This is a genomic window from Pseudomonas sp. P9_2, from assembly GCF_034008255.1.
GTDB classification, from domain to species: Bacteria; Pseudomonadota; Gammaproteobacteria; order Pseudomonadales; family Pseudomonadaceae; genus Aquipseudomonas; species Aquipseudomonas synxantha_A.
In genome coordinates this window covers 5,243,543-5,259,943 of the sequence record NZ_CP125376.1, presented here as the reverse complement: position 1 = coordinate 5,259,943, position 16,401 = coordinate 5,243,543, and the positions used below count along the sequence as shown (strand labels likewise).

Genomic DNA, 16,401 nt, shown 5'->3' with positions numbered 1-16,401 from the left:
ACCATGCTTTCCAACCCTAATATCGACTTGGTGTCGCGCTTTCTTCGCTTGCCTCTGGAGCAGCGCCAGCAGTTTTACCAGCGCCTGCAAAGCCGGGGCATGAGTTTCGCTCAACTGCCGATTGCCTCGATCCGCGAGGACGGCCAACATCTGCCGCTGTCCTACGCTCAAGAGCGCCAGTGGTTCCTTTGGCAACTGGATCCGGACAGCACCGCCTATCACATCCCCGGGGCCCTGCGTTTGCACGGGCACTTGGACCTGGCGGCATTGCAGCGCAGTTTCGACAGCCTGCTGGCCCGGCATGAGAGCTTGCGCACACAACTGGTCGAGGACGGCGAACGCCTCTGGCAAGCGGTGATGCCCCAGGCGCGGGTGCAGATCCACCAGGCGCGTATCGACGAGGCGCAGTTGATGGCGCGGGTGGAAGCCGAAGTCGCACGGCCGTTCGATTTGCACCAGGCGCCGTTGTTGCGCGTGACGCTGTTGCAACTGGCCGAAGATGAACATGTGCTGGTGATGGTGCAGCACCACATCGTGTCCGATGGTTGGTCGATGCAAGTGATGGTCGAGGAGCTGGTGCAGTTCTACGCCGCTCACAGTCAGGGCCATGATTTGCAACTGCCTGAGCTGCCGATCCAGTACGCCGACTACGCCCTGTGGCAACGAGGCTGGATGGAGGCCGGAGAGCAGGCGCGCCAGCTGGCCTATTGGCAGGCCCTGCTGGGCGGCGAGCAGCCGGTGCTTGAGCTACCGCTGGACCGCCCGCGTCCGGCGCAGCAAAGCCATCGCGGTGCAAGCGTGCAGGTGCATCTGCCACCGGCTCTGGTGGCCGGTCTCAAGCGCCTGGCGCAGCAGGAGGGTGTGACGGCGTTCATGCTGTTGCTGGCGTCGTTCCAAGCCCTGTTGTATCGCTACAGCGGGCAGTCGGACATTCGTATTGGCGTGCCGAATGCCAACCGAAACCGCGTCGAAACCGAGCGGCTGATCGGCTTCTTCGTCAATACACAGGTGCTCAAGGCTGACCTCGACGGGCAGATGAGCTTTGCCGAACTGCTGCAACAAACCAAGCGTCGCGCCCTGGAGGCCCAGGCCCATCAGGATCTGCCGTTCGAACAACTGGTGGTGGCGTTGCAGCCCGAACGCAGCTTGAGCCACAACCCATTGTTCCAGGTGATGTTCAACCACCAGACCGATGCCCAGGGCGGCCGCGAAGGCCAGCAGTTACCGGGCCTGCGTGTGGTGGAACTGGATTGGGACAGCCCGACCACCCATTTCGATCTGAGCCTGGATACCCATGAATCCGCCGAGGGCCTCTGGGCTGCGCTGACCTATGCCACTGACTTGTTCGACACCGCTACCGTCGAGCGCTTGGCGCAGCACTGGCAGCACGTGTTGCAGGCAGTGGTGAACGCACCGCGCAGCCGTCTCTGCGAGCTGCCGATGCTGAGTGCCGTGGAGCAACAGGTGATGCTCCAGGATTGGAACGCTCCGGCGTGTGCCACCACCCTGCACGCGGTGCACCGGCTGTTTGAAGCCCAGGCCGACCGGCAGCCGGGCCGCCAGGCCCTGGCCCTGGATGACCAGGCCCTCAGCTATGGCGAACTGAATCGCCAGGCCAACCGCCTGGCGCATTACCTGCTGGCCCAGGGCATCGGCCCGCATGGGCCGGTGGGGATCTGCATCGAGCGCTCCTTTGCCATGGTGGTCAGCTTGCTGGCGGTGCTCAAGACGGGCGCAGCCTATGTGCCGTTGGACCCTGAGTACCCGCGCGAACGCCTGGTGCATATGCTTGAGGACAGCGGCGTCGGCCTGGTGTTGACTCAATCTCACCTGCGCGGGCGCCTGCCGTTGCCGGCTCATGTGTCGTCCGTGGATATTGATCTGGCCCCATTGGCGCAGTGCTCCGAGGACAATCTACCGACTGATGTCGAGCCCCAGAGCCTGGCGTACGTGATCTACACCTCCGGCTCCACCGGCAAGCCCAAGGGGGTTGCCATCAGCCATGCTGCCCTGAGTGAGTTCGTTGGCATCGCGGCGGATTACTCGCAACTGGTTGCCCAAGACCGGGTGTTGCAGTTTGCCACCCTGAACTTCGACGGTTTTGTCGAGCAGTTGTACCCGGCCCTGACCCTCGGTGCCACCGTAGTATTGCGCGGCCCGCAACTGTGGGACGGTGCCGAGCTGTATCGGCAGATCATCGCCCAGGGCATCACCTTGGCCGACTTGCCCACGGCCTACTGGAAGCTGTTCCTGCAAGACTGCCTGGCAGCGGGCCCGAGGTCTTATGGTGCCTTGCGCCAGATCCATATCGGCGGCGAAGCCATGCCGTTGGATGGCCCACTCCTGTGGCAGCGCGCAGGGCTTAGCCATGTGCGCTTGCTCAACACCTACGGGCCTACCGAGGCCACTGTGGTCTCCAGTGTGCTGGACTGCACTGACGCGAGCGCCGTCAGCGCCGCCGGTGCCAGCCCGATTGGCCGGGCGCTGCCAGGGCGTGGCCTGTATGTGCTGGACCGCGACCTGAACTTGCTGGCGCTGGGCGCAGTCGGTGAACTCTATATCGCCAGCGCCAGTGGCTTGGCCCGCGCTTATTTACAACGGCCGGGCCTGACTGCCGAACGTTTCGTCGCGGACCCGTTCGGCGCCGCAGGCGAGCGCCTGTACCGCACGGGCGACCTGGCGCGTTATCGCGCCGACGGCGTGGTGGAGTATGTCGGGCGGGTCGACCACCAGGTCAAGATCCGTGGTTTCCGCATTGAACTGGGTGAGATCGAAAGCGTACTGCTGGCTCAGGACAGTGTGCGTGAAGCCTTGTTGCTGGCCGCTGACAACCAACTGGTGGCCTACCTGGTGCCGGCACAGACGCTGTCTGAAACCGAGCGCGCGGAGGCTGGCGAACAACTGATGCTGACCTTGCGCGAACACCTGCCGGACTACATGGTGCCAGCGCACCTGATCTTCCTCGACCACATGCCTTTGAACCCCAACGGCAAGCTGGACCGCCAGGCGCTGCCCAAACCCGAAGCCGCCGCCTTGCAACAGGACTGGCTGGCGCCGGTCACGCCGTTGCAGCAACAGGTGGCAGCGATCTGGGCGGATATCCTCGGCGCCGAGCACGTGGGCCTGAACCAGCACTTTTTCGAACTGGGCGGGCATTCGCTGTTGGCGATGCAGGTGGTATCACGGATTCGCCAGACCCTGAGCCTGGAAGTGCCGCTCAAGGCCGTGTTCGAACACCCACGCCTGGAGGCATTTGTCACCGCCTTGCAGGCCCAGGACAGCCCGATGCCGACGGCGCCACCTCTGCTGCCGGCGGGCCGCGAGCAGCCCTTGCCGCTGTCTTATGCCCAGGAGCGCCAATGGTTTCTGTGGCAACTGGAGCCCCAGAGTGCGGCGTATCACATCCCCAGTGCATTACGCTTGAAAGGGCAGTTGGATCCAGGCGCGCTTCAGCACAGTTTCGATAGCTTGCTGGCGCGCCATGAAAGCTTGCGCACCCATATCCGCCAGGATCACGACGGCGCGGTGCAAGTGATTGAACCGCAGGTGACCTTGCCGATCACCCAGGCTGATGTCGATGAGGCCCAGCTTCAGGCCCGGGTAGAAGCGTTGATTGCCCAACCGTTCGACCTGCAGCAAGGCCCGTTGCTACGCGTGACGTTGCTGCGCCTGGCCGCAGACGAGCATGTGTTGGTGCTGGTGCAGCATCATATCGTCTCCGATGGTTGGTCAATGCAGTTGGTGGTCGAGGAGTTGGTGCAGTTGTATGCCGGTTACAGCCAAGGCCAGGATGTACCGCTACCGGTGTTGCCGATCCAGTACGCCGATTATGCCGTATGGCAGCGTAACTGGATGGACGCCGGCGAGAAGCAACGTCAACTGGCCTACTGGCGTGAGCTGTTGGGCGGTGAGCAGAACGTGCTGGAGTTGCCGTTCGACCACCAGCGCCCGGCGGTGCAGAGCCACCGTGGCGCGCGCCTGGCCTTCGAGCTGGCGCCCGAACTCACCCAGGGTCTCAAGGTGTTGGCGCAAGAGCAGGGCGTGACCCTGTTCATGTTGCTGCTGGCATCGTTCCAGACCTTGTTGCACCGCTACAGCGGCCAGGAAGAAATACGCGTCGGTGTGCCGATTGCCAACCGCAATCGCAGCGAGACCGAGCGGCTGATCGGCTTTTTCGTCAACACTCAGGTGCTCAAGGCGGATGTGCATGGGCAGATGAGCGTCGAGCAGTTGTTGCAGCACGTTCGGCAACGCGCGGTCGAGGCCCAGGCCCACCAGGACTTGCCGTTCGAACAGCTGGTGGAAGCCCTGCAACCTGAGCGCAGCCTGAGTCACAACCCGTTGTTTCAGGTCATGTTCAACCACCAGACCGATGTCGGCCAGGTCCAGGTTCAGCGCCAATTGCCAGCGTTGCAGGTGCAAGGGCTGGAGTGGGAAAGCAAGACCGCTCATTTCGACCTGGACCTGGATATCCAGGAGTCCACCGAAGGCATATGGGCCACCCTGGGTTATGCTCAGGACCTGTTCGAAGCCGGCACTGTGCAACGCATGGCGCGCCACTGGCAGAACCTGCTGCAGGGGATGGTTGCCAACCCACGGCAGCAGCTCAGTCAGTTGAGCTTGCTGGACGCGGCCGAACAACAACAGATCCTGCAACTCTGGAACCGCACGGATTCCGGCTTCTCGGCCGAGCGCTGGGTGCACGAATTGTTTGCCGATCGCGCCCGGGAAAACCCGGATGCAGTGGCGGTTAAGTTCGATGCGCAGACCCTGAGCTACGGCGAACTGGATCGCCAGGCCAACCGTCTGGCTCATGCCCTGATTGCCCGTGGCGTCGGCCCGGAAGTGCGCGTGGCGATTGCCATGCCGCGCAGTGCCGAGATCATGGTGGCGTTCCTGGCCGTGATGAAAGCCGGTGGCGTGTATGTGCCGCTGGATATCGAGTACCCGCGTGATCGCTTGCTGTACATGATGCAGGACAGCCGCTCGAAATTGCTGCTGACCCATTCGGCAGTGCAGCAGCGGTTGCCGATCCCGGAGGGCATGGAAGCCTTGGCGGTGGATCAGGTACACGCCTGGTCAGGTTATAGCGAAACAGCACCGAATGTGGCGCTGGACGGCGACAACCTCGCCTACGTGATCTACACCTCCGGTTCCACCGGCCTGCCCAAGGGCGTGGCGGTGTCTCACGGGCCGTTGGTGGCGCACATTATCGCTACCGGTGAGCGTTATGAAACCTCGCCGGCCGATTGCGAACTGCACTTTATGTCGTTCGCCTTCGACGGCTCCCACGAAGGCTGGATGCACCCGTTGATCAACGGCGCCAGCGTGTTGATCCGTGATGACAGCCTGTGGTTGCCCGAATACACCTATGAGCAGATGCACCGTCATAACGTGACCATGGCGGTATTCCCGCCGGTGTACCTGCAACAGTTGGCCGAACATGCCGAGCGCGACGGCAACCCACCGGCGGTGCGGGTGTATTGCTTCGGCGGTGATGCCGTCGCTCAAGCCAGCTATGACCTGGCATGGCGTGCACTGAAACCCAAGTACCTGTTCAACGGCTACGGCCCGACCGAAACCGTGGTTACGCCGTTGCTGTGGAAAGCGCGCAAGGGTGACCCATGCGGTGCAGTCTACGCGCCCATCGGCACCTTGCTCGGCAACCGCAGCGGTTACGTGCTGGATTCGCAACTCAATCTGCAACCCATCGGCGTGGCAGGCGAGTTGTACCTGGGCGGCGAGGGCGTGGCCCGGGGTTACCTGGAGCGCCCGGCACTGACTGCTGAGCGTTTCGTGCCGGACCCGTTCGGCAAACCGGGCAGCCGTGTGTATCGCAGCGGCGACCTGACCCGTGGGCGTCCGGATGGGGTGGTGGACTACCTGGGGCGTGTCGACCATCAGGTGAAGATCCGCGGTTTCCGTATCGAACTGGGTGAAATCGAAGCGCGTTTGCGCGAGCAGGCCAGCGTCGGTGAAACCGTGGTGGTGGCTCAGGAGGGCCCGACCGGCAAGCAGCTGGTGGCCTATGTCGTGCCGCTGGACTCAACACTTCTGGACGACGCAGTCGCTCAATCAAACGGCCGCGAAACCTTACGTCGCGCGTTGAAATCGCGCTTGCCGGACTACATGGTGCCGACGCACTTGATGTTCCTCGAACGTATGCCGCTGACCCCTAACGGCAAGCTCGATCGCAAGGGCTTGCCGCTGCCGGATGTGAGCCAGATGCAGCAGGTGTATGTGGCACCTCAGAGCGAGTTGGAGCACAAGATCGCCACCATCTGGGCCGACGTGCTGCGCCTGCCGCAAGTCGGCTTGCATGACAACTTCTTCGAACTGGGTGGCGACTCGATCATTTCGATCCAGGTGGTCAGTCGGGCTCGCCAGGCCGGGGTGCGCTTCACGCCCAAGGATCTGTTCCAGCATCAGACCGTGCAAAGCCTGGCGACCGTCGCCCGGGAAGGCGAGGGCACGGTGCAACTGGACCAGTCGGCGCTGACCGGCGAGTTGCTGCTGCTGCCAGTGCAACAAGGCTTCTTTGCCGATGACATTCCCCAGCGTCACCACTGGAACCAGTCCGTGGTGCTGCAACCGCACCAGCCGTTGCAGGCGCCGTTGCTGGTGGCGGCACTGCAGGCGTTGATCGTGCATCACGATGCCTTGCGCAGCACTTTCGTCGAGGGGCCGCAAGGCTGGAGCGCAGCTTACCGCGGTCCCGATCAGCACCAGGCTGAACAGGTGTTGTGGCAAACCACCTTGAACAGCGTCGAGGAGCTGGACGCCCTGGGTGAAGAAGCCCAACGCAGCCTCGACCTGGCTGTGGGGCCGTTAGTGCGTGCTGTGTTGGCGCAGTTGGCCGATGGCTCCCAGCGTTTGTTGCTGGTGATCCATCACTTGGTGGTGGACGGTGTGTCGTGGCGCATCCTGCTTGAAGACCTGCAGAGCGCTTACCAGCAACTGGCGCAGGGCACTCCTGTGGCGCTGCCGGCCAAGACCAGCGCCACCCGCGCCTGGGCCGCACGCTTGCAGACCTATGCCCGTAGCGCTGCGCTGCAACACGAACTGGCCTGGTGGCAGACGCAATTGCAAGGCAGCCCGGTCGGCTTGCCCGGCGCTGATCCACAGGCAAGCTTGAGCAATCAGCTGGCGCTGAGCGTGAGCACGCAGTTGGACGCCACGTATACGCGACGTTTGCTGCAAGACGCGCCGAGTGCCTACCGCACCCAGATCAACGACCTGCTGCTCACCGCCCTGGCGCGGGTGATCACACGCTGGAGCGGCGAGGCCTCGATGTTGATACGGCTGGAAGGCCACGGTCGTGAAGACCTGTTCGATGAGATCGACCTGACCCGCACGGTCGGTTGGTTTACCAGCCTTTACCCATTGCAACTGGTTCCGGCTGACTCCCTGGGTACTTCCCTGAAACACATCAAGGAGCAATTGCGCGCTGTGCCCGACAAGGGCCTGGGGTTTGGCGCATTGCGATACCTGGGCGATACCGAGGCGCAACTGGCGCTGGCGGCCTTGCCACGCCCACGTATTACCTTCAACTACCTGGGGCAGTTTGACGCCAGTTTTGACAATGGCGAACAGCCAGGGCTGTTCACACCGACCGGTGATGCCAGCGGTGCCGAGCAAAGCCAGCAGGCGCCTTTGGGCAACTGGCTGGAGATCAATGGCCAAGTCTTTGGCGGCGAGCTGAAATTGAACTGGAGCTTCAGCCAGGCGATGTTCGATGAGGCGACGGTGCAATGCCTGGCTGATGAATATGCAACTGAACTCAAGGCGCTGATCGACCACTGCTGTGAGTCGACGCACCAGGGCGTGACGCCGTCGGACTTCCCCCTGGCGCGTTTGTCCCAGGCACAGTTGGATGGCCTGGCGCTGAACGTGGCCGAGGTCGAAGACCTGTACCCGTTGTCACCGATGCAGCAAGGCATGTTGTTCCAATCGCTGTACGGCGAAGGCTCGGGTGACTACATCAACCAGATGCGCATTGATGTGCAGGGCCTGGACGTAACGCGCTTCCACCAGGCATGGCAGGTGGCGGTGGAGCGTCATGAGATCCTGCGCAGCGCTGTTGTCTGGCAGGCGGAGCTTGAGCAGCCTTTGCAGGTGGTCTACAAGCAGGTGCACCTGCCGTTTGTGCAATTGGATTGGCAAACGCGTGCAGACTGCAACCAGGCCCTTGATGACTTGGCCGAGTCGGCACGGGCCCAGGGCTTTGTGCTGGAGCAGGCGCCGTTGTTGAGCTTGACGGTGGTGCGCACGGGGGTATCGAGCTACCACCTGATCTACACCAATCACCATATCCTGATGGATGGCTGGAGTGGTTCGCAGCTGTTCGGCGAGGTGCTGCAACAGTATGCGGGTGAGGCGCTGCCCGCGCCGACCGGGCGTTATCGTGACTATATCGCCTGGCTGCAGGCGCAGGATAAAGCTGCCAGTCAAGCGTTCTGGAAAGACCAACTGGTCAACCTGCAAGAGCCTACGCGTCTGTCCCGTTCCGCACAGACTGAGGCGGATGCGGCCCTGGCGGTCAATGGCGAGCATCGCTTGAGCCTGGATGCCGCGCAAACCGAACAGCTTAGAACCTTTGCCCAACGCCACAAGGTGACCCTCAATACCCTGGTGCAAGGCGCCTGGTTGCTGCTGTTGCATCACCACACCGGGCAAGCCACCGTAGCCTTCGGCGCCACGGTGGCAGGGCGTCCGGCGCAACTTCGCGGGATTGAACAGCAGGTCGGATTGTTCATCAACACGCTGCCCGTAGTCGCGACGCCGGATGCCCAGATGTCGGTCAGCCACTGGTTGCAGCAGCTCCAGCAACAGAACGTTGGCTTGCGAGAGCAAGAGCACACGCCGCTGTTCGAGATCCAGCGTTGGGCCGGGCTGGGCGGTGAAGCCCTGTTCGACAGTATCCTGGTGTTTGAAAATTATCCGGTGTCCGAGGCGCTGGAGCAGGGTGCACCGTCGGGGTTGCGGTTTGGTGCAGTGCACAGCCTGGAGCAGACCCACTATCCATTGACCGTGTTGTTGGCCCTCGGCGAGACACTGGGCCTGGAATTCAATTACGCCCGCCAGGCCTTCAGCACAACGCATATCCAGCGCTTGGCCGAGCACTTCCAGCAGTTGCTGCTGGCCCTGGCCACCGATGGCAGTCAACGTCTTGGCGCGTTGCCGTCACTGGCGCAGGCCGAGCGTCAGTTGGTGGTGCAGGATTGGAATGCCACGGCGGTGGACTACCCGCTCGATCAAGCAGTACACCGCTTGATCGAGGCTCAGGTATTGCGCACGCCGGATGCGCAAGCGTTGGTGTTTGACGGGCAAACTCTGAGTTACAGCGCGTTGAACGCCCGGGCCAACAAGCTGGCGCATCGCTTGATGGCGGCCGGGGTCGGCCCGGATGTGCTGGTTGGCCTGGCGCTGGAGCGCTCGCTGGAAATGGTGGTCGGCCTGTTGGCGGTGCTCAAGGCCGGTGGCGCCTATGTGCCGCTGGACCCGGAATACCCCGGTGACCGCCTGGCCTACATGCTGCAAGACAGTGGCGTGCAACTGCTGTTGACCCAGGCCCACCTGCTGGCGCAGTTGCCGGTTCCAGCGGGTGTGAACACTATGGTGCTGGAGCAGGGCGATGCCTGGTTGGAGGCGTTCGGCAGCCACAACCCGGATATTACCGTGCATGGCGAAAACCTCGCCTACGTGATCTACACCTCCGGATCCACCGGCCAACCCAAGGGCGCCGGCAACCGCCATAACGCACTGACCAACCGCCTGTGCTGGATGCAGCAGGCCTATGGTCTGGACGCTCGCGACAGCGTATTGCAGAAAACCCCGTTCAGCTTTGACGTGTCGGTGTGGGAATTCTTCTGGCCGTTGATGACCGGCGCCCGCCTGGTGGTGGCGGCGCCGGGGGATCATCGTGACCCTGCCAGGCTGGTGAGCCTGATCAACTCGCAGCAGATCACCACCCTGCATTTCGTGCCGTCCATGCTGCAAGCGTTTTTGCAAGACGCGGCAGTTGCTTCGTGCCAGAGCCTGCAACGCATCGTCTGCAGCGGTGAGGCATTGCCCGCGGACGCCCAGCAACAGGTGTTCGCCAAGTTACCCCTCGCCGGGTTGTACAACCTGTACGGTCCCACCGAAGCGGCTATCGATGTGACCCACTGGACTTGTGTCGAGGAAGGCCGCGATGCCGTGCCGATTGGCCGACCGATTGCCAACCTGGGTTGCTACGTGTTGGATGACAACCTGGAGCCTGCACCGGTGGGCGTGTTGGGTGAATTGTACTTGGGCGGTATTGGCTTGGCGCGGGGTTACCATCGCCGCGCGGCACTCACCGCTGAGCGTTTTGTGACTGACCCGTTCGGTAGCGGCACACGTCTGTATCGCACCGGCGACCTGGCGCGTTATCGCGACGATGGCGTGATCGAATATGCCGGGCGCATGGACCATCAGGTCAAGCTGCGTGGCCTGCGTATCGAGTTGGGAGAAATCGAAGCGCGCCTGCTGGAGCTCGACAGTGTCCGCGAAGCCGCAGTGCTGGCGGTGGACGGCACGCACCTGGTGGGTTACCTGGTGCTGCAACAGCCGCTTGAGGATTGGAAAGCGGCGGTGGTTACGTACCTGGCCGCGCAGTTGCCGGACTACATGGTCCCAGCGCAGTGGGTGGTGCTGACGCAGATGCCGCTGAGCCCGAACGGCAAGTTGGACCGTAAGGCACTGCCCAAGCCTGAGGCTCAGAGCGCTGGGCAACACCAGGCGCCTGTCACCGAGATCGAGCAGCAGATCGCGGCGATCTGGTGCGAGGTACTGAAGGTGGAGCGTGTGGGGCTTCGCGACAATTTCTTCGAACTCGGCGGCCATTCGTTGCGGGTGCTGATGCTCAAGGAGCGGATTCGCAAGGTCAGCGGCGTGAACCTGTCCGTCAGCCAATTGATGCTTAACCCCACCGTGGCGGGGCAGGTCAAGTGCGTGCAGGGCGATAGCCGAGCGTCGTTGATCGTCAAGCTTAACCAGCAGACGCAAGGCACGCCGTTGTTCATGTTCCACCCAAGCTTCGGCTCGGTGCATTGCTACACCGCGATTGCTCTGGCCCTGCGTGAGCAGCGCCCGGTGTACGGGGTGATGTGTCGCGCATTGGCTGAAGAGGGCGCTGCGGTGCCGCATTGGCAGGTGATGGTCGAGGATTACACCGCGCAATTGTTGGCGGCCCAACCCCATGGCGCGTTCCGCCTGGCCGGCTGGTCGTTGGGCGGTAACCTGGCCATGGAAGTGGCCTACGGCCTGGAGCAAGCCGGCCGCGAGGTTGAGTTTGTAGGCTGGATCGACGCTGCGCCGCCGCAGTGGGTCAAACCCTACTGGGATGCTGTGGAGGTCGAGGACGACCTCGAAGTCTCAGCCAATGAGCGCCGTGCCGCCTTGTTGGGGGTGATGTTCCCCGAATTTGCCGAGTCCATCCAGGGTGCCTGGCAGCAATGCCGGCAGGATACCGAGGATGAAGCGCAGCAATGGCTGGGATTCGTGAGCTGGGCTGAACAGACCTTGGGCGAAGCATTTATTGCCGTCAAAGAGGAACTGCTGCGTGGCAATGAGGCGCAGATATCCTGGGACGTTGACCGGGCACTGAGTGAGCGCTTGCTGCAGGCGGACTTCAAGCCGATCAAGGCTCCCATCAGTTGCTGGTGGGCAGCCAAGAGCCGGGCAGGGCGATTCAAGGAAGTGATTGAGCAGCAGATGGCGACGGTGATCAGCCAGGGGCGTATCGAGCGTTCGGTGATGATTGAGACTGATCATGACGGCATTATCGACAGCGCGGTGTTCATCAGCAGTTTGGTGGATGCGATGAGGTAAACCGCCGCTTTACGAGAAGCCCGGATCCTGTATCCGGGTTTTTTGTGGGTGAGCGGCATAGTCTTTTTGGCTGATGCCGATCAATGAAGCAGCCACAGACTATTTTCGTACGAAAAAAAAACGCCCGGTGAGCGTTCAACTCTCACCGGGCGTGCGGTCGATCAAGGGGTGCGATCAGAAGTCCCAGCGGGTGCTGACCATCACGTTACGTGGTTCGCCGTAGGCGGCCGAATTATAGAAGCCCACGTTGCTGTAGTAGGACTTGTCGAAGATATTGTTGAAGTTGACGGTGGCCGAAAGGTTCTTGGTGACCTGGTAGCGAGTCATCAAGTCCACCAACCAGTAGGATTCCTGGGTGATGTCCTGATCTTGCTTGAGCGGCTCGTTCCAGATTGAGTTCCAGCCCTTGGTCTGCCAGCGCACCCCACCACCGATGGTGAACTTGTCCAGGTCGCCCTTGAGCTTGTAGGTGGTATTCAGGTTGACCTGATGCTCGGGCTCGAAGGTAGAGAGCTTCTTGTCGTCTTCGTCTCGTACGATCTTGTGGGTGTAGCCACCCTGCAGTTGCCAGCCTGGGCTCAACTCACCGGAGATCTCTGCTTCATATCCCTTGGTGACGGCTTTGGAGCCCTTGAACGCCCAGTTTTGCGGGGCTGGTACTTGGTTGTTATAGGCATCGTCCGAGATCGGGCGGTTGGTCTCATGCACTTCGAAGTAAGCGATGCTGGTGTTGAGACGGCCGTCGAAAAACTCACCTTTCAGGCCCAACTCGTAGTTCTGTCCTTCGTCCGGTTCCAGCAGTTTTTCGTTGCGGTCCTTATAGGTGCTTTCCTGGGGTTGGAAAATATCGGTGTAGCTGGCGTATACCGAGAAGTTGTCGTTGAGGTCGTAGATCACGCCGGCGTAGGGAATAAAGCGACCCGTTTCCTTGTAGGAAGGATTGTTGCCGGTGACGTGATAGTTGGCCACGCGCCCACCCAGGATCACGTTCAGGTCGTCTATCACGTTAAAGCGTGCGGTCAGGTAGTAGCCGGTCTGGCGGATGGTGTCATCGATGTGCTGTTGGGCCGGGCCGTAGATCGGCTTGGCGATATGGCCGTTCCAGTTATAGAAGTCGACCTTGTTACCGCCTGGCCATTCCGGCGACCAGTAGCCCTTGCCTTGCCAGCGCGAGGTGCCGATGGAGCCACCCACCACCAGTTCATGTTCGCGACCAAACAGGCTGAACGGCCCGGTGGCGTAGAGGTCCGCCGAGGTGCTCTTGGTCTCGCCGGTGTATTTCTGGCCATTAATCTCGGCGGTGCCGTCGGCTGCTGGCTGGACGAATTGAATCGAACCCAGGTCGGCATGGTAGCTGTTGATCTTGTGGTCTAGCTGGAATTTGGTGACCCAGCCGTCACCCATGTCATGTTCGAGCATGGCGAAGGCGGTACGGGTGTTCTGCTCCCAGGAACTCCAGGTGGTGCCGTTGTTATACGAGCGGGGCATCTTGTTGATGCTGCCGTTGGAGTTGACCAGCGGGAAGGACCCGGACCAGCTCGACCCCTGCGGAATGTTGTCCTGGTAATCGAAGCCCACCGTCAGCATGGTGTCCGGGGAGAGGTCGAATTCGGTGATGCCGTAATAGGTTTCGGTCTTGCGTGAGTAGTGGTCCATGAAGGACTTTTTGTCCTGGTACGCCGCCACTGCACGCCCACGGACATTGCCGCTGTCGGTCAACGGGCCGCTGACATCCACTTCGCTGCGGTAGTTGTCCCAGGAACCCGCGCCCAGTTGGACGTGGCCCTTGAAATCCGAGGTAGGTTTCTTGCGGATCAGGTTGATGGTAGCGCCCAATGAGCCCGCGCCATTGAGCAGGCCGGTGGCCCCCTTGAGGATTTCGACACGATCATAGATCGCCATGTCGCTGAGGGTGTTGCCCGCCGAATAACCAACGTTGCGCACGGTGGACGGGATACCGTCGTACTGGAAACTGTTGACCGAAAAACCACGAGAGTAGTAGTTGGTGCGGTCGGAGTCATAGGCTGACACGGTGATGCCCGGGGTGTGGCGCATCACGTCATCCATGTTGTTGAGGCCGAAGTCCTCGATGTGCTGGCGGGTGACCACGGTGATCGACTGCGGCGTTTGCCGCGGCGTCAGGGTCAGGCGCGTAGCCGTGGCAATGGTGCCCGGCGTGTAGGAACCGGAACCTTCGGTGATGTTGCCCAAGTAGTTGGCGGTCACCTCAGTCGGGCTCAGCTCCAGCCCGCCACCGCTGCTGGCGGCGGCAACGGTCAAGGTATTGCCATTGAGGCTATAGGTGGTCTGGCTGCCAGCCAGCAACGCGTCAATGGCCTGCTGCGGCTGCATCTTGCCCTTGACGGCGCGGCTGTTCTTGCCCTGTACATCGCCCGGGCTGTACAGCACTTGCACATTGGTCTGGCGGCCAAATTCCTGCAGTGCGCTCCCCAGCGACTGTGCAGGAATATTCAGCTCGATCTCCTGGGCTTGCACATAACCTGCAATTGGCATCGACACAGCCAGCGCCAGGGCACTCGGCAAGAGGTTGATGTTCAGGGCCCGGCGCATGGATAGCGCTTTGCTCAGGGGGCTGAGACCGAGTCGTGCTGGCATGGATGCTTTCTCTTCTGTGTTTTAAGTGGGCAATTATAAGTGTTTATTGAGGTTAGTTCTCATTACCACTAGTGAGACGTTCCTACTTCGCAAAACCGGAAAAAATATTCCGACGCATCATGCAGGCTCCATTTCATGCACCACCTGGCCGGCGCGCAGGCGCACCAATTGGTCGGCAATGTCGAAGTAACGGTCGTCATGGCTGATCACGATGATGGTCTTGCCCAGGCGTTTGAGGTCCGGCAGTAGCTCGGTGTAGAAGATGCGGCGAAAGGCCGGGTCCTGGTCGGCAGCCCATTCGTCGAACACCAGTACCGGGCGCTCCTCCAGCCAGGCATTGACCAGGGCCAGGCGTTTGCGCTGGCCGGTGGACAGGTCGGTGGTGCTGAACACGCCATCCTTGACGCTGACCTTGTGCGCGATTTCCAGGCGTTCCAGGTATTTGGTCGCGCTGTCCAGGGACTGGGCGGCGCTGCCTTGTACCAAATCGTCGAACAGGTAGTAGTCAGAAAACACCGTAGTGAACAACTGCCGATAATCGTCGCGTTCAGGGTCGGTCACCGCTGTGCCGTTGAGCACAATCTCGCCAGCCTGAGGGGGATACAGGCCCAGCAGCAGCTTGATCAAGGTGGTCTTGCCGCTACCGTTTTCGCCGACGATAAATACGATATCGCCTTGCTTGATGCTGAGGTTGATCGGCCCCAGATGGAACGGCTGGCTGCCTTCTACCGCTGGTGGGCTGTAGCTGACGCCACGCAGTTCAAGGCTGTTGACCAGCGGCTTTGGCGCTTCACTGTCGTCCATCAACAAGTGGGGCTCGGGCGAAGAAAAACGCTCCGACAGTTCGCTGATGCGCCCAAAGGCAATCTTGGCCTTGCCCACGACCGGCAAGTAACCCAGCAGGTGCTCCAGCGGCCCCTTCATGTACAACAGCACCAGCACGAAGCCAGTAATCACCGTAGGGTCAGGGTTGGGGTTGTACGCCTGCATCGCCAAAGCCAGGCCGATGACCACGAAGAACAGCATCGAGCCGAAGGTCTTGGCCAGAATATAAATATTGACCGAGCGCACCTGGATGTCGCTGATGCAGTCAGCGGTTTCCTGGATGCGATGGGTGTTCATGCGAAACCGCCGCGGGCGGTGCATGCGCAATTCCTTCGCGCCGGAGGCAATCGCATTGTAATAGCGCTGCAATTCATCCTCGTGGCTGCGGGCCAGGTCGAAGCCCTGGATGCCTTTGCCGCCGGCAATGAACTGCACGGCGCTACCGACAATGATCGCGACCACCATCATCAGAAACATCGGCACCGACAGGTAAGCCAGGTAACCGAGGCAACCCAGGGTAACGGTGGCGGCGATGGCCAGGGGTGTGAAGGCAAAGGAAAAATCGCTGATGGTGTCCACGTCGTGGGTCAGCACCGGGATCAGGCGGTGGGAGCGATACTGCTCGATCTGTCCGATCGGAGCTGACAGCACCTTTTCACCCAGATCCTTGCGCAGGGCGGCAATGATCCGTTGCCCGACATAGTTGGTGCCGATGTCGGAAATGATCGAACTGATAAGCGCCACCACGCACAAGGCGGCAAAGGTCAGGACCACACCCTGTGTCATGCCACCCTCGGAATGCAGAGCATTGTTGATGGTTGCCAGCAGCAGGGTGATGGCCAGGCCGCCGACCATACCGAGGGCGACGGAGACCGTCACAATGGTGCGAAAGGGCCGGAGCAATGCGAGCAAACCTTTGAAGGCGCCGCGCTTGGGGTCGGTCATAAATACTTCCCGGGAAATGAAAAAGAGGGGGCTGGGCACACAGACCCTTACCCATGACAAACGAAGCATCGGCGTGACTATTTAGCTCGGTGCGCCAGGCGGTGGCAGTGAGCGATAAATTGCCTGGGGCCTGGTTCGTTCTTGTTGTGTAGGCGCACGCGT

At 61.4% G+C, this 16,401-nt stretch carries 3 protein-coding genes; 1 reads left to right on the top strand and 2 read right to left on the bottom strand.

Annotation, left to right across the window (positions count from 1 at the left end):
• The first annotated feature begins 3 nt into the window (after nucleotides 1–3).
• Nucleotides 4–11,853, top strand: a complete 11,850-nt coding sequence (locus QMK52_RS23225) for a non-ribosomal peptide synthetase (RefSeq protein WP_320403487.1) — start codon at nucleotides 4–6, stop codon at nucleotides 11,851–11,853.
• A 174-nt stretch (nucleotides 11,854–12,027) separates the two neighbouring features.
• Here the strand turns inward: QMK52_RS23225 and QMK52_RS23220 are convergent, their stop codons facing one another.
• Together QMK52_RS23220 and QMK52_RS23215 are read right to left on the bottom strand one after the other, a co-directional pair.
• Nucleotides 12,028–14,469: a TonB-dependent siderophore receptor gene (locus QMK52_RS23220; protein ID WP_005787637.1), complete on the bottom strand. Its 2,442-nt coding sequence runs from the start codon at nucleotides 14,467–14,469 to the stop codon at nucleotides 12,028–12,030.
• A 117-nt stretch (nucleotides 14,470–14,586) separates the two neighbouring features.
• Nucleotides 14,587–16,239, bottom strand: a complete 1,653-nt coding sequence (locus QMK52_RS23215; RefSeq protein ID WP_320403486.1) for a cyclic peptide export ABC transporter — start codon at nucleotides 16,237–16,239, stop codon at nucleotides 14,587–14,589.
• Nucleotides 16,240–16,401: the final 162 nt, after the last annotated feature.